Below are 21,867 nucleotides of genomic sequence, written 5' to 3' on the forward strand. Positions count from 1 at the left end.
GCGCACTAATGCTGGGCATTTATCAAAAGCGCCAACTGTACTAATGCCCCTACTGCAGCGATAGCCCCCGCGACCACTGCTAATGTCGAAACGGGCAGGTGGAGGGAAAGCAAAACTCCGCCACACGCCGCACCAATGGCACTGCCTAAATAGAGCGCCGATTCATTGAGCGCGACCGCCAAGTTGCCGTCGCCATGGGTTTGTCTCGTACGAACGAGCTCGTTGTTTTGTGGCACTTGCAACGCCCAGCCCACGGCGCCCCAAAGCGCGACCGGAAGTAACGTTAGCAGAGGATGAACCGACGCCGAAAAAGGCAGGGCGATGAGCGCTATAAAGAGCAGCAGCATAATCGCCAAGGTAACTACCGGACCGTTGAATTTGTCGACCAATGGGCCAATCAGAAAGCTGCCCACGACGCCGCCAATTCCCCATACCCATAAATAACCGGTAATCGACTGAACAGCGCCTGACTCGGTGGCCGCCATAAAAGGGGCGATAAAGGTATACATGCCCAAACTGGCAATGGCGCCCAATAAGGAAACCGCCAGTATGGCCATGGCATGAGGGCTTCGTAAAATAGCGAGTTTGCGAACAAGTGAAAGCGTTGGTGCGGATGGAATCGCAGGTAGTTTTACCTGTAGCCCTGTGTAGGCGATTAACCCAAGTGCTGAAATAAGCCACATCGCTGACTCCCAGCCGAAACGCTCCGCCAGTAACAGGCTGATAGGCACCCCCAGTACCGTGCCGCTCGCCATACCACCCATAATGATGGCAATCGCTTTACCGCGGTGAGCCTCAGCAGTTATGGCGACTGAGGCGGCAATGCCCATGGCAAGGTAAACCCCTGCGCCAACGCCAGCGACCGCCCGCCATATGGCGAGGGATATAAAACTGGTGGCGAGGGCGCTGGCGATATTAGCCACAATAAAAACGGCTAACGCTAGTAGTAGGCCCAGGCGTTGGTGCTTGCCAGGCAGTAGCGCAACGATTACAGGCGAGCCTAAGCCATAAGCTAAGGTAAATGCCGTGACTAACTGAGCAGCCGTGGCCGCAGAGACACTAAAGGCGTCTTCAATGAGGGGAATTAGTCCCGCAGTGACATAAGAGGCCATCCCAAGTGCAAACGCACCCAGTGCCACGAGATATACCGATAGACGAGATTGGTCAGCCATAACGCACTCCAGGCATAAGCATTAGAAGAGAATCCGCCAGCGCTGTTTTGCCAGCGAAGGGCTATTCTGGAGAGGCTTTTAAAGGGGTACAATTTAACTATTTATACTATTACTAAAAGTGATAAGTTACTAAAGGTAATAAAATGACTGCTGCCCGGACGCTAAATCGAACGCGGGAAGACTTGGCTGCGTTTCTACGCAAGCATCGCGAGAAAATTGCCCCGGAAGCGGTGGGGCTGCCTCATGGCCGTCGAAGGCGCACGCCTGGGTTAAGGCGCGAAGAGGTCGCCGCTTTAGCGGGCGTGGGGCTGACTTGGTATACCTGGTTGGAGCAGGGCCGCGATATTAGCGTATCGGCGACGTTTCTGGACAACTTATCCAAGACGCTCAAGCTGGATGCGGCTGAACGCCGCCATCTGTTCTTGCTTGCCCATCAGCGTTTACCCTCTGAGCTAGGCAAAACCTGGTGCAGCGTGCCGCCACTGGTGCAAACCTTGATGGACGACCTGCCCACACGGCCCGCCTATATCCTGAACCTACGCTGGGACGTGCTGGCCTGGAACGCTGCCGCTGATAAGCTGTTCAACTTCTCTGCCCATGCACCTGAACGCCGCAATATGCTCTGGTTGTTATTTACCGAGCCTGCCATGCGTCAGCTGTTATCACCCTGGGAAGAGCAGGTTTGCGAAATGCTATCCAGCTTCCGACGCGACTTTGCCCGTGCGACCGAAGATCCCGCCATAGAGGCATTGGTTGAAGAGCTAACCAAAGTGGCGCCTGAGTTTAAGGCATGGTGGAAAAATCAGGAGGTCAACGCGCCTTGTCAGGGCGTGCGCCATCTTTATCTGGATGGGATCGGCGCTGTCGCGTTTGAACACACGACGCTCACCGTTGATGAAGAGCGCCACCTGCGGCTGGTCTACTATGCCCACAAGGGAACCGATACTACGCAGCGGGTCTTTAATGAGTGGGTCACCACTAAAGCGAGCGACAATATAGTTAAAGAAAATAATAATGATTTGTATTAACTGAATGCTGTTATTAGAATTACCCTCCGTTTGCTGATCGTTTGGGGGGGAGAATGCCGGGTTCAGCTAAAAGTACGCCGCTGGCTGATATGTACAGTGCTCACCATGGCTGGCTGCAGCATTGGTTGCAGCGCAAGACGGGCTGCAGCTGGCAGGCGGCTGATCTGGCTCAGGATACCTTTCTGCGCATTCTCACCTCTCCGAGTAACGCCGACCAAATTAGCAAACTCCATGAACCGCGTAACTTTCTGACCACCATTGCCCGCCGGGTGTGGGTGGATTTTGTGCGTCGGGATGCCTTGGAAAAAGCCTGGCTGGAAGCCCTGAAGCAGCAACCCGAGCCGGTGTTTATCTCGCCGGAAGAGCAGGTCCTGATTCTGGAGACGCTGTTTCAGGTCGATGAAATGTTGGAAGGGCTGGGCAAAAAGGTTAGCCAGGCGTTTCTGCTTTGCCACCTGGAAGGTCTTCGTTATGCCGAAATCGCCGAGCGTTTGGGGGTCTCTGTCAGTTCGGTAAAAAAATACATAGCCAAAGCCACCGAGCACTGCCTGCTACTGATGTGCGATGAACCGCTATGAGCGATACCCGGGTAGCCCGCAAAGATATCCTCAGATCTGCCGCCCGCTGGTATGCGCTGCTGTGCTCGGAGGAGGTTACCGAACAGCAAAAAAACGCCCATGATGCGTGGTTAGCGGAGGATCCGGCCCACGCTCGGGCTTGGCAGCAGGTAGAAAAACTGCGTCAGCAACTGCAGAAGATTCCTGGAGCCCCTTCGCTTGATGCGTTGCAGATCAAGCAGCGCCAGGGGCATAGCCGTCGAGCAGTGCTGCGCAGTTTTGCCTTGTTGGCAGCAGGCAGTGTTCTGGGTTCGTTGGCCTGGCAGCAGGCGCCAATAGAAAGCTGGATGGCCAGTCACCGCACCGCACGGGGCGAGCGCCGCGAATATACCCTGGCCGACGGTACGCAATTGGTACTTAACACGGCCACCGCGCTGGATGTAGTGGAAACCTCGACCACGCGGTTGCTTCGCCTCTATGAAGGCGAAATCTTTATTCGCACGGGCCAAGGGGCGAAAGGCGTTGCCGCCGCTAAAGCGCTGCAGGTGCATACCGAGCAAGGCACTGTTGTGCCGTTGGGCACCGTGTTTACCGTGCGCAAGCAGGGCACGTCTACCCAAGTCACCGTGCTGGAGGATGAGGTCGAGTTGATTCCGCAGTTGGCTGGTGGCAAGACCCAGCGCCTTGTTGCTGGAGAGCAGGCGCAGATGAGCTCACGCTCTGTAGAGGTTGCCACCGCCACCGCCCAGGCGGATAGCTGGACACGCGGTCTGCTGGTAGCGGTGGACTGGCCGTTGAGCCGTTTGGTAGCAGAGTTGAGCCGTTACCGTACAGGCGTGCTGCGTTTTGATCCCGCCATTGCCGGGCTGAGGGTATCAGGCGCTTTCCCTATTGATGATACCGACCGGGCGCTGCAAGCCATTGCCAATGCGCTGCCGGTTAGCGTCGACCGACTGACCCAATATTGGGTAGCTCTCAAATCTAGCGAATAAAAAGTTGGATTATTTATTGTCCCTTTTTCGATCTCGTTCGACCCAGAGATAAAGCAACCGATTCTGGAATTAACGAGATAAAGATGACCACACCCTTTAACCCCAAGCAGACATTCATATCCATCCGATACCACCATGGCAAACCCACGTGCGCGCTTGGTGGTATCGCATTGGGCTGTGCCCTGATGAGTTCGATGGCACTGTTGCCCCTACAAGCAGCGCAGGCGCAAACAACGGACGGGCAGGCGCAACAGGCTGCTAGCCAGCAGGCATACAGCATCGAGCCGGGATCGCTGGGCAGTGTATTGAGCCAGTTCGCCAGCCATGCGGGCATTGTGTTGTCCTTCCCCGCTGATCTCACTGATGACCTGCAAAGCGCTGGATTGAATGGGCGTTATAGCGTGGAGGAGGGGTTTGCCCAGTTGCTTCAGGGCAGTGGTTTGAAAGTGGTCAAGCGCGGGCCTGCGGACTATGTAATGGAAAAAACAGGTACGGCAGAAAACATGGTATTGGATACCGTGGCAGTGGTAGGCAGCCGAATCAGTAGTGACGGTTATTTAGCTTACAGCACCTCAGCGGGCAGCAAAACCGATACACCGCTGATAGAGCTTGCGCAAAGTATCAGTGTGGTCACCGAAGAGCAGCTTCGTGACCGGCAGCCGTCGTCAGTAGAGCAGGCGGTGGCTTATACGGCTGGGGTTCGGGTTGAAGCAGCGGGGATGGATCCGCGCTTTGACTTGATATCGGTGAGGGGGTATCCGACGGTATATCATGGCGATTTTCTGGATGGCTTGCGCCAACCCAATAGCGGTTGGCTCTCCTACTACTCCACCGTGCCCTATAATCTGGAACGAATTGAGATAGTCAAAGGCCCTGATTCGATGCGCTATGGCCAGCTATCACCGGGTGGGCTGGTGAACCGGGTTAGCAAACGTCCAAGTGCTGATGCGCCACAGGAAGTGCAACTGCAGGTGGGCAGCCATGACCATCTGCAAGGCCAGTTCGATGTGGGTGGTGATATGGGCAACGATGTGCAGTACCGCTTGGTGGGCGTTATGCGCGATGCGCAAACGGACATTGAACAGGTCGATAATGACGTCTCGCTGCTGGCGCCATCTCTTTATTGGCAGATTAGCGATCGTACCGACATTACCTTCATTACCCAGTACCAGGAGCGCCAGACCTCGGCATCGCCGCGCCCTTACCAGGACGGTGATAACCTGACCCATTTTTGGTCCAGCGATGAAGACTTTGACAAGCTGGATCAAGAGCAGTGGGCACTGGGCTATGAATTTAACCACCGCTGGAGTGACCAGCTGCAACTGCAGCAAAATGTGCGCTACGGTCAGGTGGATACCACCAACCAGTACCTTTCAGCAGGCACTTTGTCCGGAACAACGCTAAGCCGCAGCAGTGTCGGCCTTTACGAAGAGATGGAGTCTCTTAGTACTGATACTAGGCTGATGGCAACCTTCGATCAGGGCGGGGTGGAACATGAGGTGATGCTAGGCGCCGATTACGCCTATCTCGAGAACGATGTCATTTATGCGGGCGGCAGCGCGCCGTCGATCGATATCGACAACCCGGATTACAGTCAGCCTGTAGCCCAGCCGAGTAACGTGTGGACAAAAGACAGTGGGAAAGCCCACCGTAGAGGTCTTTATTTACAGGATCAGGTCAAGCTCGATAACTGGCGTTTGACCGCAGGAATCCGCCGCGACTGGGCGCGTGACGAGACTCGCAACAACCTCACCGGTACTGCCAGCGAAAGCCGGGATGAGAAAAACACTTGGCGCTTTGGCGCACTCTACGCATTTGATTCGGGGCTGTCGCCGTACTTCAGCTATGCGCAATCGTTCCTGCCTGAGAGCGGTACCGATGTGAGCGGCAATGACTTCGATCCTACCGAAGGTGAGCAGTTTGAGCTGGGGCTGAAATATCAGCCAGCGGGCAGTGATGCGATGCTGACTGCGGCGGTCTACCAGATCGATGAAGCCAATCGTAAAACCACTGATCTCGAGAACCCGCTATTTCAAGTACAAACCGGAGAAGTGCGTACCCGTGGACTGGAGCTTGAGGCCGTCGGGAATGTCACCGACGACCTGCGCATGACTGCAAGCTACAACTACAACCGCAGCGAAATCACCGCGGATAATGATGGCAACGAGGGCAGTGACCTGGCGAATACCCCGCGTCACCTGGCGTCCCTGTGGTTGGATTATCGCGTTCCTGCGCTGGAACGACTGCGTCTTTCCGGTGGGGTGCGCTATATCGGTAGTGAGTACATTGATAATGCCAACAGCAATAAAAACGCTGCATACAGCTTGATTGATATGGCGGCACACTATGATTTTGCGGGCTCTTTGCAGGGGGTGCGTGCCAGCCTCAACGCCACCAACGTAACGGATGAAGAGCATATCTCCTGTGAGGGCATCTATTGCTATCGCGGAGCCGGTCGCAGTCTGATTGGTAGCATCGCTTACCAATGGTGATGAGAACCAGCATCGTGGGGGCAACGATTTATGAAACTGTTCGTTAATAATTTAGTGTTTGCCGGGCTGGTTTTGTTGGCTGCATCAGTGCCCACATCGCATGCTCAGACGTCGCCAGTAATGGACGAGCGTCAAGTGACTCTGGATCAGACGCTGGAGTGGACGATGCAAAACGAGCAAGGCGCCGTCTATCGTATCCTGATCAGCAAACCGGAAGGCGAGGTGCCCTACAGCGGCGGTTACCCGGTGATCTATGTACTGGATGGCAACGCTTATTTCGCTTCCTTGCATGAGGCCAAGCGGGCACAGGAGCCGTTCCGCCAGGCCATTATTGTGGGCATCGCTTATCCGGGCGAAGCGCCGCATAACTTCCTGCGGCGCTCTTACGATTTATCACCGCCGGTGGCCGAGGAGCAAAACACGCCACCTCAGGGCGGACAGGATGAGCTGTTGGATTTTATCGAGCACAGCTTGATGCCTACCGTCGCCGAGCGCTTTCCTGTTGATGCTAATCACCAGAGTCTTTATGGCCACTCTTTTGGCGGTATGTTTGCAATTTATGCCTTATTTACTCGGCCGGATCTGTTTAATCACATCGTCGCCGCCAGTCCCAGCCTGTGGTGGAATAATAGCTATCTGTTGAAACATGAACGCGACTTCAGGCAGCAGGTTGAAGCCGGAGAGACCAGTGTTATTCATCACAGCTTGTCATTGATCGTGGCCGACAACGACTCACTCCAGAACCAGCAGGATGCTAGTCAGCTTTATCAGCGGCTTGAAGACCTGTCGGCATACGGTTTACGTAGCAGTTTCCACAAAGTGGAGGGCGAAGATCATATGTCCGTTCCCTTTGTGCTGGAGTCGCGTGTTCTCAAACAGCTTCTGGGCACTCGGGGCGGCTGACCGAGTGTTTTAAGCGATCAAATACTTCCCTGGCAGTTGTTCAGCTAAAAACTCCATAAACAATCGGGTGCGCTGAGAAAGCGTGGTTTGGCGATAATACACGGCGTTCACAGCTTGGGTCTGCAGTTCAGTACAGTCGGATAGTACATCCACCAGGGTGCCTTGCTGACGCGGAGTGATGGTCATAAAGTCGGCTAGGCAAACAATGCCTTGTCCGGCCATGGCCAGTTCTATCAGCGTGCTGCCGCTTGAGGCGGCGAGCACTGGCGTAATATGTAAGCGCTGCCCGTCGGCGCAGGTAAGCGGCCACTGGTTAAGATGATCGAGCTGGCTGAAGCCTAGCAAACTGTGCTGTAGAAGGTCATCGGTGCTTTGCGGCGTACCATGGCGTTCAAGGTAGGAGGGGCTGGCCAGAAGGCGCAGCGGACTGTAGCCGAGGAGGCGGGCGTGAAGCGATGAGTCTTCCAGCTTGCCGATGCGGATGGCCAGATCAACCCGCTGTTCCAGCAGGTCGATAAAACGGTCATGGGTGTCGAGTTCCAGTGTAATGCCAGGGTAGCGGGTGCGGAACTCGCCAATCAGCGGGGCAATAACGAACTGCATAAAACTGGGGGCGGCGTTGATTCGTAACCGGCCGTGGGGCTGGTTATGGCGATCCAACATAGCCTCTTCGGCCTCTTCCACGGCGGCCAGAATACGGCGGCAATGGTTTAGAAATGTTTCGCCCTCTTCAGTCAGCTCTAAGCGGCGCGTCGTTCGACGTAGCAGGGTAACGCCGATTTTTTGCTCCAGGCGATTGAGCGCACGGCTAACCCCTGAAATGGTAATGCCAAGCCGTTCGGCGGCACCGGTGATGGAGCCGCTATCGACGACCGTCACAAAGGCCTGCTGCTCTTCAAGGGTGCTTTTCATAACGTTATCAGTTGCCTTAATGGTAAATAATAGGGTTGTTGATTTTAAGTCAAAAGTGTCTTGATTGAATGTCGCTATTTTTTCGCATGCATTGAATCCACAATACCGCTCATTAAGCGCCATGCAAAAGCTTTTGAGCATGGGGGTGCTAGCTATCGTGAGAGGTTGTTTTGATGAAAGTTCTGTTGATTAATGGCGGTAAAGCGTTTGCCCACTCTGGCGGTGAGCTCAACAATACCCTGCACGGCGTGGCAGTGAGTACGTTGCAGGAAATGGGGTATGAGGTGCGCGAGACGGTAGTTGATCAAGGCTACAATCTTGAGACCGAAGTGCAGAACTACCTATGGGCGGACACCATTGTGTATCAGATGCCGGGTTGGTGGATGGGAACGCCCTGGATCGTTAAGCGCTACATCGATGAGGTATTCACAGAAGGCCACGGTTCGCTCTACGCCAGCGATGGCCGCAGCCGCCAAGATCCGACCAAGCAGTACGGCAGTGGTGGCCTGCTGCAGGGCCGTCGCTATATGCTATCGCTGACATGGAACGCGCCTTTGGAAGCGTTCGATGAGCCTGACAACTTCTTCGAAGGGCGCGGTGTGGATGGTGTCTATTTCCCGTTCCACAAATCGCAGGAATTTATCGGCTTAGAAGCCCTGCCGACCTTTATCGCCAACGATGTAATGAAGATGCCGGATGTCGATCGCGATAAAGCGGCTTATCGTAAGCATCTTCGCTGCGTACTTGGCTAGGTTTCGTCGGTTGATTTTTCTTACAAGCCCTAAGTACGACTCAATCGATGGCGAAGTTTAGGCAGTGTACGGGCAACTGGGGACAGGCGAGTGGACATGATGAGCGCCGCAATAGCGGCATACATGGCCCACTCCTGCATATCCGCGCGCACCACCCAGAAGAAGTGCAGCAGCACCAGCCCCAAAATGGCGTAGGAGAATTTGTGTAGCGGCTTCCAGCGTTTGCCTAGGCGCTTCATCGACCACTTGTTAGACGTCGCCCCCAGCACGGCAAGGCCGATTAGCGCGATCATACCGACGATAATATACGGACGCTTGACGATCTCACTACCCAGCAATGCCCAGTTAAGCCCCAGAATAAACAGCGCGTAACTGAGCATATGCAGGGTGGCGTAGGCCAGCGTCCAGAGGCCCAGCTGGCGGCGGATCAGCGCAAAGCCTTTCCAGCGGGTGAGCTTGGTCAGTGGGGTAAGGCTAAGGGTGAATAGCAGCAACCACAGCGCGCCAATGCCGATATTCAGTAGCAGGTAGCGCCCCGGTTCGGGGCCTGCGGCGTTATTCGCCACCTGCCAGCTCCAAAACAGCAGTGGTGCTAGCGCCGCCAGAAATACCGCGACGCGCCAGGCTAGCCATTTGTGCTGCGTTGTCATCAGTAGTTCTTCCTCAAATCTAACCCCGCATACATCTCGGCGACTTCATCGGCGTAGCCGTTAAACATCAAGGTATCGATGGTATTGGGGTTGAATAGGCTGTTGGGTAAACGCCGCTCGGTGGCTTGGCTCCAGCGGGGGTGGTCAACCTCGGGGTTAACGTTGGCATAAAAGCCGTACTCATCCGAGGCAATCTGCTGCCAGGAGTTAACCGGCTGCTCTTCCACCAGCGAAATGCGCACAATCGACTTGATACTCTTGAAGCCGTACTTCCAGGGCACTACCAGCCGTAGGGGCGCGCCATTTTGATTGGGCAGCTCGCGGCCGTACATGCCCATGGCCAGCAGCGTTAGCGGGTGCATGGCTTCGTCTAAACGTAGCCCTTCCACGTAGGGCCAGTCGATGATTGAGAACGAGGAGCGCTGGCCACGCATCTGCTCGGGATCTACCAGGGTTTCAAAGCGCACGTACTTGGCTTTGCTGGTGGGGTCGGCGCGCTTGATGATTTCCGCCAGCGGAATACCCAGCCAGGGAATCACCATCGACCACGCCTCGACGCAGCGCAGGCGGTAAATGCGCTCTTCAAACTGTGAGGGCTTGGCGAAGTCCTCCAGGGCAAAACGCCCGCTGTTATTGACTTCGCCATCGACCACCACGCTCCAGGGCTGGGTTTCCAGGCTACCCGCATGGCGGGCGGGGTCGCCCTTGTCAGTGCCGAATTCAAAAAAGTTGTTGTAGCCACTGGCATCATCAAAGGGGGCGATTTTATCTTTGTCTGGGTCGCTAGGGGTAATAGCTCGCCATTGAGTGTCGCTGATTTTCTCCTTTAGCCACGCGGGGGCATCGCCTTCGGGTACATCGGAGTAGTCGGCATTGGCTTGCACGTGGCCGGATAGGGCGAGTCCCGCGCTTAGGCCTGCCATCCCGCCCATAAAGCGCCGCCGGGAGAGGTAGATGGATTCCGGCGTGACATCGGATTCGTGTAAATCACTCGGTTTGGCAATCTTTATTAGCATTAGGTGTCTCCACTAGAGCCTGTACGGGTAGCATACGGGGTGAATGCTGCATTCGATATCAATGGGTGTCGTAAGTTCGCCAGAACTTACACAAATCCATTACGTTTAAATAGCGCCGGTTTGAAGGGCCTTCCTCTGTGGCGGCGTGTTAAGAAGGAGCTCGTGTACTGATGATCGAAGCTCGGGGGTTAACCCGTATTCCTCTGCGTAATACTGTCTTTGTCGTCTGCCTGATACTGCTGGCGGTTTCGCTGGTAGGGTTGGGAGTCTCATTAACGTGGCTGTGGGGCGTGGCGATCTTTGGCATGTTGGCTGGGCTGGGGCTTTATGATCTACGCCAAACGCGGCGAACGGTCAGCCGTAACTACCCGATCTTGGCCCACCTCCGCTATGTCTTGGAGTCCATCGGGCCGGAAATACGTCAGTACTTTATTCAATCGGATCTCGATGAGCGGCCTTTTTCCCGCGAGCAGCGTGCTGTGGTGTACCAGCGCGCTAAGAACGAGAGCGACAAGAAGCCTTTCGGCTCTCTGCTGGATATGTATCAGCCGGGGCATGAATGGATCAACCATTCGCTACTTCCCTGCGCTATTGAAAACGCGGACTTCCGTGTGCGCGTGGGCGGCAGCCATTGCAGTCAACCTTACCTGGCAAGCGTACTGAATATTTCTGCGATGAGCTTTGGTTCGCTTTCGGGCAACGCCATTGAAGCGCTTAATGCGGGGGCGTGTAAGGGCGGTTTTTATCACGACACCGGGGAGGGATCGATCTCCCGTTACCATCGCAGGCACGGTGGTGATTTGGTCTGGGAAATAGGCTCTGGCTACTTTGGCTGCCGTCACGATGATGGCTCGTTTAACGAGGAGCGCTTTGCTGCCAACGCCCGTGACGATCAGGTGAAGATGATCGAAATTAAGCTTTCCCAGGGCGCCAAACCTGGGCATGGCGGCATACTGCCAGCGGCCAAGGTCACCGCAGAAATTGCCGAAGCGCGGGAAGTGCCCATGGGGCAGGACGTGATTTCCCCTGCTGCTCACTCGGCCTTTTCGACGCCGCTGGAACTGATGGCGTTTATTGCCCGCCTGCGTTCGCTTTCGGGTGGTAAACCGGTTGGCTTTAAGCTGGCGATTGGTCACCCCTGGGAGTGGTTTGCGATCGTTAAAGCCATGCTGGAAAGCGGTGAGCGGCCTGATTTTATTGTCGTGGACGGTGGTGAAGGGGGAACTGGTGCGGCGCCGCTAGAACTTATCAATCGCATGGGGGTGCCATTAACCGAGGCCGTCACGCTGGTTCATAACACCCTGGTGGGAGCCGGGTTGCGCGAGGAGATTCGTATTGGTGCGGCGGGCAAGGTCATGTCCGGCTTTCACATTGCCCGAACCATGGCGCTAGGGGCTGATTGGTGCAATTCGGCCAGGGGCTTTATGTTTTCACTGGGGTGTATTCAGGCGCTTAATTGCCACTCCGACAAGTGCCCCAGCGGCGTAGCTACTCAAGACCCCAGCCGCAGCCGCCATTTGGATGTGGCCGATAAGACTGCGCGGGTCTACCACTTCCACCGTAATACCCTAAAAGCGCTGGCGGAAATGCTGGGCGCCGCAGGGCTTAGCCACCCTAGCGAACTGGGGCCCGAGCACATTATCCGGCGTGTCTCGGAAAATGAGATTCAGTCCTACGATCAGATATTTGCTTTCTTGAAGCCCAATGAGTTGCTCAATGCAAAGTGCGAGCACACGGTGTTCAAGCACTATTGGGAAGATGCCCGCTCAGACTCTTTCCTGCCGCCTGCTCGGATTGCTCGACTTCGTTTCACCAAACTGGAGTAAACGCGATGGCTGCGGCACGCCGTGAATTAGTGGCCTTGATCGAACAGGGAGTAATACCGCCTGAGCAGGTGGTGCGCGGCGTAGAGGTTGCCGGGCTACATCCTTCTCCCCGCGCCTGGGCGGTATTTATCGATCGCCTGCTGCTGTGGCTAGGCGGCTTGGCGTTGGCCTTCGCGGTGCTGTTTTTCGTGGCCTACAACTGGGCAGAAATGGGGCGCTGGCTGCGCTTTTGTTTGGTGCAAGTGGCGATAGTGCTGGCGGTGGGTATCGCCGTTTGGGGCAAGGCTAGCCCGACGGTTCGGCGTGTCGCGCTAACGGCAGCGTCGCTGTTGGTCGGCGTTCTGCTGGCGCTAGTTGGGCAGGTCTACCAAACCGGTGCTGACACTTGGCAGCTGTTCTTTGCCTGGGCGTTACTTACGCTGCCATGGGTGTGGGTGGCGCGCTTTGAACTGCTTTGGGTGCTGTGGCTGGGGGTACTCAATTTGGCCATCGGGCTCTATTTTCGTACCTGGGGCGGGCCATTTGGCGTTTTGGCCAGTAGTGAGGCCGCTCAATGGGGGCTGTTTTTGTTTAATACCCTGGCCTTGGCAGCCTGGGAGTGGGGCGCCGGTTACCGAGGTTGGCCACGGCAGTGGGCAGTGCGCTTGCTGGCGGTGGGTAGCGGCGTGCCGATAACGCTGTTAATGATCACCTTGATCGTCGATGCAGGCCTCTTATGGTCTTCTGTACTGGCGATTTACCCACTCTGGCTGGCCGGGCTGTATGGCGTTTACCGCTTCTGGCGGCCGGAGCTGTTTATGATTGCGGGTGGCTGTATTTCGTTGTTAACGGTGGCCACGCTACTGCTTGCCAGGGTCTTGCTATGGGAGGGCGATTGGCAAGCGGGCAGTTTGTTACTGCTGACGATAGCTGTGTTTGCCATGGGCGCAGGGGCAGTGGTATGGCTGAAGCGGCTACATCGGGAGATTGCCCAGTGACGCGCAGTGTCGATGGTTTAAAAGCTAGGCTGATCCAAGCAGGCGTTACGCTGAATGAGCCCGCTCCCCCAGCACCGCTTGAAACACCCTGGTTTGTGCGCGTACTACAGGCGTTTTCCGGTTGGCTGGCGGCGCTGTTCCTGCTCGGCTTTATTGCCATGGGCGTAGTGTTTGTAGTGGAGAGTCCGGCGGCGTCGTTAGGCCTTGGGCTTGCTATGATAAGCGCTGCGTTTGCGTTACTACGCACGGCGCGCAGTGATGTGCTTGAACACTTGGCGCTGGCGGTGAGCCTGGCTGGGCAATTGCTAGTGGCTTGGGCCGCTATAGAGTTCTGGGGTGGCTCCGCTTACCCATTTTGGTCGCTGCTGGGATGGTCGTTATTTGGCTTGCAGGCTTTGCTGGCGCTGGTGATGCCAAGCTACGTGCACCGAGTATTTTCTGCTTTTGCCGCCAGCCTGGCGCTGTATATGGCCTTGGCGATTAGCAGCGGGGAACAAACGGCCAGTGGACTGGTGCTGTTAGCAGTGACGTTGGTTTGGCTCAATGAGTTTCGCTGGCCACATCGTATAAAGAGTGTGCAGGCGTGGGGCTATGGCTTGCTAATGGGGCTGCTGGTCATGCAAGGGTTAGCGCATAGCGGCAAGCCACTCTGGTTTTGGTTTGAAGGGCCAATCAGCGGCGACAGCGCCTGGATGAACATTTGGATAGATCGTTGGATAGCCCCTGGGTTAAGCGCCGCATTGCTAGCGCTGACGCTAGCGTTACTGCTGCATAGCATTTTTACCCATCGCTCACCCATGCTGTATCGGCGTGCTGCTCTAGGTGTGGCCGTGATACTGCTGATTTCAGTTTACGTGCCAGCGGTTGTGCAAGGCGTTGTATTGTTGCTATTGGGTTTTGCGATTGGCCATCGCTTGCTGGTGGGGCTAGGTGTGTTTTCGTTACTGCTGGCCATTGGTAGTTATTATTACTGGTTGGATACCACGTTATTAATCAAGGCATTAACGCTGATTGTGATAGGGGTAATGCTCTTATCGTTACGTTGGTTTTTACGGCGGCTTGATCCTTTTGATGATAAGCGGGAGCCAAAACCATGATGTGTAGCGCTAAGTGGAACCGGACAGTCGTTATTGTGACCACACTGCTGATGCTCGCAGTGGTGAACTGGGCGATTTGGCAGAAAGAGCGCCATTTGGCCGAGGGAGAAATCGTCTACCTGGAGCTGGCGCCCGTCGACCCGCGTTCACTGATGCAGGGCGACTATATGGCGCTCAACTTTGCGCTGGGAGACCAAATTCAAACCATGCTTCATCAAGCTGAGAGTGACAACGATTTATTGAAAGCCAGCAATGGGGTGGTGGTTGTGCGCTTGGATGAACAGCGTATCGCTCACTTCCAGCGCTTGGATGATGGCACTTCTTTAGCCGATCACGAACGGCAACTGCGCTATCGGTTGCGCAATGGCCAAGTGCGCTTTGCCACCGATGCGTTCTTTTTCCAGGAAGGCCACGCCGAACGCTACGAGCCTGCCCGCTACGGGCAGTTTCGGGTGAATACCCAGGGTGAGCCGCTATTGGTAGCCATGTACGATGATGAGCTTAATCAGTTGGGTGAAACGACTAAGTAATTGCCAGTTTTCGTGTTGTTGGCCACCTTTCACCTGCAATAACCATGGTGCGCCTTGCACCATCAAGCAAGGTAGGCTGTAATTTGCGCTTCTACTGACAAGGATGGCGCCGTGTTTTACGCGGGGCTGGCTATGTAATTGGCCTGTCGGTGGTCAGCAAATTGGCCCACTTCAATGAATAAGGCATATATGAAAGCAAACGGCTCGTGGCTCGCATGGGGGTTGTTGGTTCTGGCACTGACCTTCTCCAGCCTATGTGCGGCGCAAACTCAAGGAGGAGAGAGCGAGGACAGTCGGTGGTTTACCGTTGACTCGCTGAATATCGGGCTTGGTGAGGCCCCAGAAGAGGTAAACCGGGTAACACCACGGGAAGCGATCAGGAGTTTTCTGGAACTGACGGATCAGGAGGAGTATGCAGCCGCCGCCCATATACTCAACCTCTCCGAGTTCTCGGAAGCGGAACAGCGCGAGCAGGGGCGTGAGCTGGCTCGGCAACTGGCAGAGATTTTTCAACGCGGCGAGTGGTTGAGCGTTTCCGATCTGCCCGGTCGTGAAGACGCGGTGATTGAAGATCCCGCAGGTCAAAACCCCCGCGTTGGCGAGACCCGCCGCAACGTTGAAGTCTCCTCTTTAAAAGCCGATGGCGAAACCTACGATATTCGCTTGGGTCGATACCGTGTGGGTGACCAGGAGCCAGCCTGGCTGATTATGCCCATCAGCGTGTCCTACATTCCGGCGCTTTATGAGCAGTACGGTCCCTCAGCATTGGAAAGCTATATTCCCGAACGCTTCCAGGCCTCGTTTGGCATCCTGAGAATTTGGGAGTGGATTGCGATTCCCTTGTTTGTACTATTTATCGGGCTTGTAGGGTGTGGAGTTCACCGTTCGATTGGCTTGATGTCGAAATGGCTGCCTTCCGGGGTATCCAGCATCTTTGCCAGTCAAATTGGTATGCCAGCAGCGCTGATTGCGATGTCGCTAGTCACTCAGATGGTACTGGATTATGTGGTGTCGTTTTCTGCGGTTGCCACCACAACCTTTCGGGTACTGTTAATCAGTATTATGGCCTGGGGAGTTGGCACCATTGCGTTGCGCTTGGTGGATACCATCATGCTACGTTTGACGCGTCGTATCGTAGGCGAAATCGATGATACTAAGCCTAGAGACGAACGCAGACTGCTAACCTCACTCTATGCGCTGCGTCGGGGGATTATTCTGCTCACCGTGACAGCCGTATCAATTTACATACTGGGTCAGGTTCAGCTCTTCGAAACTCTTGGCTTATCGATTCTGGCGTCTGCCAGCGTATTGGCTGTATTAGTCGGTGTGGCGGGCCAAACGGTGCTTGGCAATATCCTCGCCTCATTTCAGCTATCGTTTGCTAAACCCATTCGCATTGGCGATTTGGTGATCTTTGAAGGCGAATGGTGCTATGTCGAAGGCATCTTTTATACCTTTATTCGATTAAGGTCGTGGGACGAGCGGCGTTTGATTGTGCCCGTCACCTATTTTACCTCTAAGCCTTTCGATAATTTGTCGGTAAAAAGTACCAAGATGTACCGGTCATTGACGCTGACGCTTCACCTAAGTGCCAATATTGGGTTGCTAAGGGATAAATTCCTCGAATTCGCCAAAGAAGAAGACAGCGTTATCGAACACCATAAGCTGCTCTGTTACGTAACGGCACAAACAGGAACGGCGCAAACCGTCACCTGCTACCTCATGACCTCAGACCCTTTGGCGGGTTGGACAGCGGAAATGAACGTACGCGAGCAGCTGTTGGCCTTTATCCGCGATAATCATCCCGAGTGGTGGCCAAGAGAAATTGTGGTGATCAGTCACAACGATATCGCCCGTGGGGCCCAAGGCAAAAGCACGGGGGGAGTGGATAGTGTTGAGGTAAAACCATCTGAATAAAGGGTGTTTGTGCAGCGGCAGATAACGCTTTCGCGTATTTTACCCATAAAGTAGTCTTGTTATGACAAGGGTAAGTGGAAAAAGGAGTGACTATGCACGCACTCGTTGAGCAAGCGACGGAACACTGGGTTTATCTTGCCCCTCTTCTTAGCGATCCACATTCCGAAGCTGAATACGATGCCCGGGTCGAGGCGCTTGATGAAATTCTTGATCTTGTCGGTGACGATGAGACACACCCACTTGCCGGCCTGGCGAATCGCTTGGGTGATATCATTGAGTCCTATGATGAAGCACATCGCCCGATGCCTGAGGTGTCTGGAAATGAGGTACTTCGCTACCTTATGCAAGAGCATGGGATAGCGCAGAGCGAGCTACCTGAAATTGGCGCTCAATCGGTGGTGTCTGAAGTTCTCAGTGGGCGCCGCAAGCTGAACTGGCGCCAAATCTGCGAGCTTTCGGAGCGGTTTGGCATCGCTACCGACTCGTTTAAAGAACCCAGGGAAAAACTACGTGTTTTGACCTTATAAAGCCTTATGGCGCTGAGACTACCTAGGTACAAGAAGTGACCGCTTTCTACATCACTTTCACTCTTTTTACTGTGCTTGGTAAGTATCATGGTGAGGAAAGAGAAGTTTATGGTGAAAGGCGGGTTGGCTAGATGCCTTTAAATATCCTGCAGCGTTTACTACCCGGCTGGGGCGTTACCTATGGCCCACCGGGTGATGGCCCTTTTCCAGCCGTCATGTTGTTGCATGGTTCTGAAGGCGCGTGGGCGGGGTGGAGCCATCGTGACGCGATGCTATTCGCCGCCCATGGTTTCCTGGCGTTTCCTTATGGCTACTCAAGCGGTGGTAATGCCTGGAACGCCGGGCATATTATTGATTACCCACTGGATCGCAGCGTGGAAGCGTTTAAAGCCTTAAGGGATTTCCAGTTCGTTGATGAGCGGGTAGGGCTTTATGGTATTTCACGCGGTGCCGAACACGCGTTATTGCTCGGCTCGCTGATGGCTAGAGATACCGTTGCTGGTTTGCCTGATGCTATCGCCGCCCATAGCCCGCCCGATGTGGTGTGCGGTGCCTTTGATGCCCGTAGCTTCCGAGATGCGGGTGACCCGGGCTGGCAAGCCTGGGATGTCAGCAAACGCGCCTGGACATGGCGTGATAGTCACGAAGGCTTGCTGCCGACCACGCCGATTGAAATCGAACGCTACCCTGGGCCGCTGTTTCTTTCCCATGGCACGCAAGACCGTATGTGGTCGGTTGAAATGACCAAGCGCTTGGAACAGCGCCTACTCAAGCATGGCCGCAGCCCGGAAGTGCATTACTACGAAGGCGAAGATCATATACCCAGTAGCGCTGGGCAGAATAAGCATTACGAGCTGTTGTTAGGCTTCTTTTTAAAACACCTTTAAATCCTGAGTTCATGGAATAAAGGTTCAGTATTTTCCCCTCCATAAAGAAGCCCCTCTTGGCAGCTAAGAGGGGCATGTTGGTAAAGCATTCCTGTTCTTTAGCGCCTATCGAGTATCTTCCAGCTGCGCTTGAGCCAAACGTTTCGCCTCTGCGAAATCCGCTTTCCCAGAGCCAAGATGAGGAATGGTCTCCACCGTAAACCAGTGGCTGGGAACCATCATGGCTGGCGTACCGTTGGCGAGCATGGTGGCCTTGACGGTTTTGGCGTCTAACGCTGTTTCTGACAGCAGCACAATGCGCTCGCCTTTGCGGCTATCGGGGATGCTAACCGCCATCAACGCCGTGTCTGTATTCTCCAAGGCCGCTTTAACTGCCGCTTCAACGGCGCTGAGGCTGATCATTTCGCCGCCGATCTTGGCGAAGCGGGCGTAGCGGTCAATCAAGGTTAAAAAGCCGTCTTCGTCGATAAAGCCTTTATCTCCTGTGATGTACCAGCGGTGGCCATCGGACTCGTGGAGCGCCTTGGCCGTGCGCTTGGCGTCATTGAGGTAGCCTTGCATGATCTGCGGGCCGCTGATCAATATCATGCCTGCCTCGCCGGTGGGCAGTTCTTCAAAGCTCTTCGGGTCGACGATTTTGAAGCTGGTGCCGGGCAGCGGCATCCCCACGGTGCCTGGCTTGCTGCCACGCTGCACCTGCTGATAGTGAACGCCCATGGCATCGGGAAGATTGACCGAAGCGACGGGGGCAATTTCGGTGGCGCCGTAGCCTTCATATACGGGCTTGTGGAATTTCAGCGCAAAGCTGGTGCGTACGTTGTCGTCGAGTTTTTCCGCCCCGGCAACCACCACTCTCAAGCTTTCCAGCATTAACGGATGCACTTTTGAGCTACGTACAAACAGCCTTAAAAAGCTGGAGGTGCCAAACATGATAGTGGCCTTGTGCTTGGCAATCGCGCCCGCAATGCCAGGAGCATCGGTGGGGTCGGGGTGGCACACCAGCGGCAGCCCTTCAATCAGCGGCAGCAACTGGGTGACCGTAAGGCCAAAGGCGTGAAACAGCGGGAGTGAGCCCATTACCACGTCGTTGCTCTGGGTGTTAAGCACGTCAGAGGTCTGTTTGATATTGGCCATCAGGTTGCGGTGGCTGAGCATTATGCCTTTGGGCTCGCCTTCGCTGCCGCTAGAGAACAGGATGGCGGCGGTGGCATCGGCATCATGGCCGTGGCAGAAGCAGCGCTGCAGTAGCCACGTGGGTAATAGGCGCACGGCAAGCCAAGTGCTCAAACGCTCGGCATGGCCAATCGTGGTCTGCAGGTCTTCTAAAAAGACCACCTGCTTCTCGCTAAGCAATTGGCTAACGTTGAGCCCGCGCTGCTCAAGCTTCTTCACAAAGCGCTGTGAGGTGAACACGGTGGTGATTTCTGCCTGGGAAAGGGCGGACGTCAACGCTTCTTGGTCGGCGGTGTAATTAAGATTCACCAGCGTTTTACCCGCTAGCAGCGTGGCCATATTGGCGATAACCCCGGCACTGCTGGTAGGCAGCAGTAGGCCAACGTTCTGCCCTGGATTGAGCTTGCGAATACGTTTTGCCATCAGCAGGCTGGCGGTGAGCGCTTGGCTTGCGTTGAGTGGGCGGCCCAGCGTATCCGCCAGGGCAAGGTCGCTAGGGCGGCGCTTAACGCTTTGAATCCAGGCGTTAGGCAGGGTGGGTAGCGCACCCATGGCCCGCTGCCAGGAACGGGTAGCCTGCTCAAAAATACGCCGTTTAAGCACATCAGCGGGGGTATCTTTAGGCAGCGGCTTACCAAAGGCGACCACTACCGAACGGTGCAGCGGCGCGTTGCGTAGCTCTTTTAATTTGCTGGAGGAGCGGGAGAACTGGCTGCCCCACAGGCCGCGCAGGTAGAAAGGCACGATTTTTACATCGGGGTTAGCCATTTCACAGGCGCGCTCATAGCCGCGGCGAAATTCGCCCAGTTGGCCAGTGCGGCTAATCGCCCCCTCAGGAAATAGGCACACTACCTCGCCCGCGTTGAGCTGTTCAGCGACATCGGACAAGGCCTTTTCGGCACCGCTGCCGCGCTCAATGGGAATACAGCCGAGTGCTTTGAAGAACCAGTTGAGGTACCAGCGTTGGTAAACCGATCTGAGCATGACAAAGCGCACAGGGCGGGGGCTGGCGATCTGCACCATGGCCCAATCCACCCAGCTGATATGGTTGCCCAATAGCAGCACGCCGCCTTGGGCGGGTAGGTTCTGCAAGCCATGTACATCGACCCGGTAGCGGCGTGTCAGCAGGAAGCTCAACAGAAAGCGAACCAAACTCTGCGGCAGCTTAATAATGGTGTAGCCGCCGCCGACCATCGCCACCGTGGCAATGAGTAGCAGCAGGTAGTGGCTATCAACACCCGCCAGTGCGAACAGCGCCGTGAGCAGCAAAAAGCCCAGCATGGCGATGTTTTGAATCCAGTTATTGGCGGCCAGGACGGTGCCTAGCTCGTTGTCGGCGGCGTGAAACTGAATCAGCGCGTTAAGTGGCACAATAAACAGCCCACCCATCATGCCGATAAACACAAAGTTCAGCGCTTGGCCAACAGGTGTGGTTAACAGCGGCAGGCACCATAAACCCACGGCCACCCCGACGGCACCGACGGGAATCAAGCCCGTTTCTATGCGGTTATGTGAAAGCTTGCTGGCAAGCATAGAGCCCAGCGCGATCCCGATACCACTAGCGGCTAGAATGCCTTGCAGTACCAGGGTGTTATCAATACTGAGGGCATCTTTGGCATACGCGGGGAAGGCAGCCAGGAGCACTTGGCCCACCGACCAGAACGTGGCAAGGCCGATAATGGACAGCCTGATCACGGGCTGGCGAGCGATAATCCGCAGGTTATCTTTCAGGGCAGCGCCCTTGATGTAGCGCTGCCAGGTGAGCGGGGTATCCGGTCGCGTGGTGTTATCCAGCGGCAGGCGGTAAAGCGTCGCCACCTGAATAGCGCTATTGAGTACCAGTAGCCAGCCCAGTGGTGCTATTTGGCGCAACAGCTGCGCTGGGGTTTGATCATCTGGCATTACCCAGGTCTCAAACAGCGCGGTAAACGCTACGGTGCCCGCCAGAATGGCCCCAATAGTGACGGCTTGGATCAGCCCGTTGGCTTCCGCCAGGCGAGGCTTGCCGAACAGCCCTTTCACCAAGCCGTATTTGGCCGGTGAGTAAAAGGCCGACTGAATGGCCAGCAGTAGCGTCATCGCGAATGCCAGCCAAAACCAGCCCTGATAGTAAGCCGCCGTAATGCCCAGAGAAACTACCACCGCGGCCCAGGCCGATGTGCGCAGAATGCGTACCTTGGGGTAAGTGTCGGCCACATGGCCTGCCGGGCTAAACAGCAGGATAAACGGCAGCAGGATAAGCCCGTTGACCAGCGCGGTGAGCACAACCTGGGCAGTGCCATCGTAACTTTTGAAGATCGTATTCTGAATCACGATCTTGTGGCCTAGGTCCACAAACGCATTGAGAAAGATGGCGATCAGATAGGGCAAGGCGCCCTTCAAGTGCAGCAGTCGATGCATGGTGGTGTTGCCTTATCAATTTCTGGAAGTCGTAGCACTTTCTACATGAGGCTCGCTGG

At 55.4% G+C, this 21,867-nt stretch carries 18 protein-coding genes; 13 read left to right on the forward strand and 5 right to left on the reverse strand.

What is annotated here, in order from left to right:
• Nucleotides 1–5: 5 nt before the first annotated feature.
• Nucleotides 6–1,172, reverse strand: coding sequence for an MFS transporter (locus U738_RS02485; protein WP_035576992.1), 1,167 nt, complete (start codon nucleotides 1,170–1,172; stop codon nucleotides 6–8).
• 143 nt (nucleotides 1,173–1,315) lie between these two features.
• Between U738_RS02485 and U738_RS02490 the strand changes: the two genes are divergently transcribed.
• The 5 genes from U738_RS02490 to U738_RS02510 all read left to right on the forward strand — a co-directional run bounded on the left by U738_RS02490 (nucleotide 1,316) and on the right by U738_RS02510 (nucleotide 7,144).
• Nucleotides 1,316–2,200, forward strand: coding sequence for a helix-turn-helix transcriptional regulator (locus U738_RS02490; protein WP_035576995.1), 885 nt, complete (start codon nucleotides 1,316–1,318; stop codon nucleotides 2,198–2,200).
• A 53-nt stretch (nucleotides 2,201–2,253) separates the two neighbouring features.
• Nucleotides 2,254–2,778: a sigma-70 family RNA polymerase sigma factor gene (locus U738_RS02495; RefSeq protein ID WP_035576998.1), complete on the forward strand. Its 525-nt coding sequence runs from the start codon at nucleotides 2,254–2,256 to the stop codon at nucleotides 2,776–2,778.
• On the forward strand, nucleotides 2,775–3,749 hold the full coding sequence (locus U738_RS02500) for a FecR domain-containing protein (RefSeq protein ID WP_035577000.1): 975 nt from the start codon (nucleotides 2,775–2,777) through the stop codon (nucleotides 3,747–3,749). Before U738_RS02495 ends, U738_RS02500 begins: the two co-directional genes overlap by 4 nt.
• 194 nt (nucleotides 3,750–3,943) lie before the next feature.
• Nucleotides 3,944–6,241, forward strand: coding sequence for a TonB-dependent siderophore receptor (locus U738_RS02505; protein ID WP_235208627.1), 2,298 nt, complete (start codon nucleotides 3,944–3,946; stop codon nucleotides 6,239–6,241).
• Between the two features lie 30 nt (nucleotides 6,242–6,271).
• Nucleotides 6,272–7,144: an alpha/beta hydrolase gene (locus U738_RS02510; protein WP_035577002.1), complete on the forward strand. Its 873-nt coding sequence runs from the start codon at nucleotides 6,272–6,274 to the stop codon at nucleotides 7,142–7,144.
• A 9-nt stretch (nucleotides 7,145–7,153) separates the two neighbouring features.
• On the opposite strand, the gene U738_RS02515 is transcribed toward U738_RS02510, so the two are convergent.
• Nucleotides 7,154–8,056, reverse strand: a complete 903-nt coding sequence (locus U738_RS02515) for a LysR substrate-binding domain-containing protein (protein WP_035577005.1) — start codon at nucleotides 8,054–8,056, stop codon at nucleotides 7,154–7,156.
• Nucleotides 8,057–8,229: 173 nt separating this feature from the next.
• Here U738_RS02515 and U738_RS02520 point away from each other — a divergent pair, with 173 nt between their 5' ends.
• Nucleotides 8,230–8,808 (forward strand): NAD(P)H-dependent oxidoreductase, encoded by a 579-nt coding sequence (locus tag U738_RS02520; RefSeq protein WP_035577008.1) that lies wholly within the window; start codon nucleotides 8,230–8,232, stop codon nucleotides 8,806–8,808.
• A gap of 29 nt (nucleotides 8,809–8,837) precedes the next feature.
• Here the strand turns inward: U738_RS02520 and msrQ are convergent, their stop codons facing one another.
• Nucleotides 8,838–9,458 (reverse strand): protein-methionine-sulfoxide reductase heme-binding subunit MsrQ, encoded by a 621-nt coding sequence (gene msrQ / locus U738_RS02525; protein ID WP_035577009.1) that lies wholly within the window; start codon nucleotides 9,456–9,458, stop codon nucleotides 8,838–8,840.
• On the reverse strand, nucleotides 9,458–10,474 hold the full coding sequence (msrP, locus tag U738_RS02530; RefSeq protein WP_035577010.1) for a protein-methionine-sulfoxide reductase catalytic subunit MsrP: 1,017 nt from the start codon (nucleotides 10,472–10,474) through the stop codon (nucleotides 9,458–9,460). The genes msrQ and msrP overlap by 1 nt, the downstream gene beginning before the upstream one ends.
• A gap of 170 nt (nucleotides 10,475–10,644) precedes the next feature.
• Here msrP and U738_RS02535 point away from each other — a divergent pair, with 170 nt between their 5' ends.
• The 7 genes from U738_RS02535 to U738_RS02565 all read left to right on the forward strand — a co-directional run bounded on the left by U738_RS02535 (nucleotide 10,645) and on the right by U738_RS02565 (nucleotide 18,235).
• Complete coding sequence (locus tag U738_RS02535; RefSeq protein WP_035577011.1) at nucleotides 10,645–12,300, forward strand: FMN-binding glutamate synthase family protein; 1,656 nt, start codon at nucleotides 10,645–10,647, stop codon at nucleotides 12,298–12,300.
• Nucleotides 12,301–12,305: 5 nt separating this feature from the next.
• Nucleotides 12,306–13,277, forward strand: a complete 972-nt coding sequence (locus U738_RS02540; RefSeq protein WP_035577012.1) for a DUF2157 domain-containing protein — start codon at nucleotides 12,306–12,308, stop codon at nucleotides 13,275–13,277.
• On the forward strand, nucleotides 13,241–14,374 hold the full coding sequence (locus tag U738_RS02545) for a DUF4401 domain-containing protein (RefSeq protein ID WP_231896751.1): 1,134 nt from the start codon (nucleotides 13,241–13,243) through the stop codon (nucleotides 14,372–14,374). The genes U738_RS02540 and U738_RS02545 overlap by 37 nt, the downstream gene beginning before the upstream one ends.
• Nucleotides 14,371–14,904, forward strand: coding sequence for a GDYXXLXY domain-containing protein (locus U738_RS02550; RefSeq protein WP_035577014.1), 534 nt, complete (start codon nucleotides 14,371–14,373; stop codon nucleotides 14,902–14,904). Before U738_RS02545 ends, U738_RS02550 begins: the two co-directional genes overlap by 4 nt.
• 189 nt (nucleotides 14,905–15,093) lie before the next feature.
• Nucleotides 15,094–16,821, forward strand: coding sequence for a mechanosensitive ion channel family protein (locus tag U738_RS02555; protein WP_035577015.1), 1,728 nt, complete (start codon nucleotides 15,094–15,096; stop codon nucleotides 16,819–16,821).
• A 92-nt stretch (nucleotides 16,822–16,913) separates the two neighbouring features.
• Nucleotides 16,914–17,348: a helix-turn-helix domain-containing protein gene (locus U738_RS02560; protein WP_035577017.1), complete on the forward strand. Its 435-nt coding sequence runs from the start codon at nucleotides 16,914–16,916 to the stop codon at nucleotides 17,346–17,348.
• Nucleotides 17,349–17,479: 131 nt separating this feature from the next.
• On the forward strand, nucleotides 17,480–18,235 hold the full coding sequence (locus U738_RS02565) for an alpha/beta hydrolase family protein (protein WP_035577020.1): 756 nt from the start codon (nucleotides 17,480–17,482) through the stop codon (nucleotides 18,233–18,235).
• Between the two features lie 105 nt (nucleotides 18,236–18,340).
• Here U738_RS02565 and U738_RS02570 read toward each other — a convergent pair whose 3' ends face one another.
• Nucleotides 18,341–21,808 carry an acyl-[ACP]--phospholipid O-acyltransferase gene (locus tag U738_RS02570; RefSeq protein ID WP_035577023.1) on the reverse strand — a complete coding sequence of 1,156 codons (3,468 nt, stop codon included), beginning with the start codon at nucleotides 21,806–21,808 and terminating at the stop codon, nucleotides 18,341–18,343.
• Nucleotides 21,809–21,867: the final 59 nt, after the last annotated feature.

The organism is Halomonas sp. TG39a, from assembly GCF_000744395.1.
Lineage (GTDB): Bacteria > Pseudomonadota > Gammaproteobacteria > Pseudomonadales > Halomonadaceae > Vreelandella > Vreelandella ventosae_B.

Excerpts from the sequence above, each read along its gene's own strand:
- U738_RS02500 (WP_035577000.1), top strand. The coding sequence starts at position 2,775 with ATGAGCGATACCCGGGTAGCCCGCAAAGATATCCTCAGATCTGCCGCC.
- msrQ (WP_035577009.1), bottom strand. The coding sequence starts at position 9,458 with ATGACAACGCAGCACAAATGGCTAGCCTGGCGCGTCGCGGTATTTCTG.
- U738_RS02550 (WP_035577014.1), top strand. The coding sequence starts at position 14,371 with ATGATGTGTAGCGCTAAGTGGAACCGGACAGTCGTTATTGTGACCACA.
- U738_RS02485 (WP_035576992.1), bottom strand. The coding sequence starts at position 1,172 with ATGGCTGACCAATCTCGTCTATCGGTATATCTCGTGGCACTGGGTGCG.
- U738_RS02555 (WP_035577015.1), top strand. The coding sequence starts at position 15,094 with ATGAAAGCAAACGGCTCGTGGCTCGCATGGGGGTTGTTGGTTCTGGCA.
- msrP (WP_035577010.1), bottom strand. The coding sequence starts at position 10,474 with ATGCTAATAAAGATTGCCAAACCGAGTGATTTACACGAATCCGATGTC.
- U738_RS02565 (WP_035577020.1), top strand. The coding sequence starts at position 17,480 with ATGCCTTTAAATATCCTGCAGCGTTTACTACCCGGCTGGGGCGTTACC.
- U738_RS02570 (WP_035577023.1), bottom strand. The coding sequence starts at position 21,808 with ATGCATCGACTGCTGCACTTGAAGGGCGCCTTGCCCTATCTGATCGCC.
- U738_RS02515 (WP_035577005.1), bottom strand. The coding sequence starts at position 8,056 with ATGAAAAGCACCCTTGAAGAGCAGCAGGCCTTTGTGACGGTCGTCGAT.
- U738_RS02490 (WP_035576995.1), top strand. The coding sequence starts at position 1,316 with ATGACTGCTGCCCGGACGCTAAATCGAACGCGGGAAGACTTGGCTGCG.
- U738_RS02520 (WP_035577008.1), top strand. The coding sequence starts at position 8,230 with ATGAAAGTTCTGTTGATTAATGGCGGTAAAGCGTTTGCCCACTCTGGC.
- U738_RS02560 (WP_035577017.1), top strand. The coding sequence starts at position 16,914 with ATGCACGCACTCGTTGAGCAAGCGACGGAACACTGGGTTTATCTTGCC.
- U738_RS02545 (WP_231896751.1), top strand. The coding sequence starts at position 13,241 with ATGGCTGAAGCGGCTACATCGGGAGATTGCCCAGTGACGCGCAGTGTC.
- U738_RS02495 (WP_035576998.1), top strand. The coding sequence starts at position 2,254 with ATGCCGGGTTCAGCTAAAAGTACGCCGCTGGCTGATATGTACAGTGCT.
- U738_RS02535 (WP_035577011.1), top strand. The coding sequence starts at position 10,645 with ATGATCGAAGCTCGGGGGTTAACCCGTATTCCTCTGCGTAATACTGTC.
- U738_RS02510 (WP_035577002.1), top strand. The coding sequence starts at position 6,272 with ATGAAACTGTTCGTTAATAATTTAGTGTTTGCCGGGCTGGTTTTGTTG.
- U738_RS02505 (WP_235208627.1), top strand. The coding sequence starts at position 3,944 with ATGGCACTGTTGCCCCTACAAGCAGCGCAGGCGCAAACAACGGACGGG.
- U738_RS02540 (WP_035577012.1), top strand. The coding sequence starts at position 12,306 with ATGGCTGCGGCACGCCGTGAATTAGTGGCCTTGATCGAACAGGGAGTA.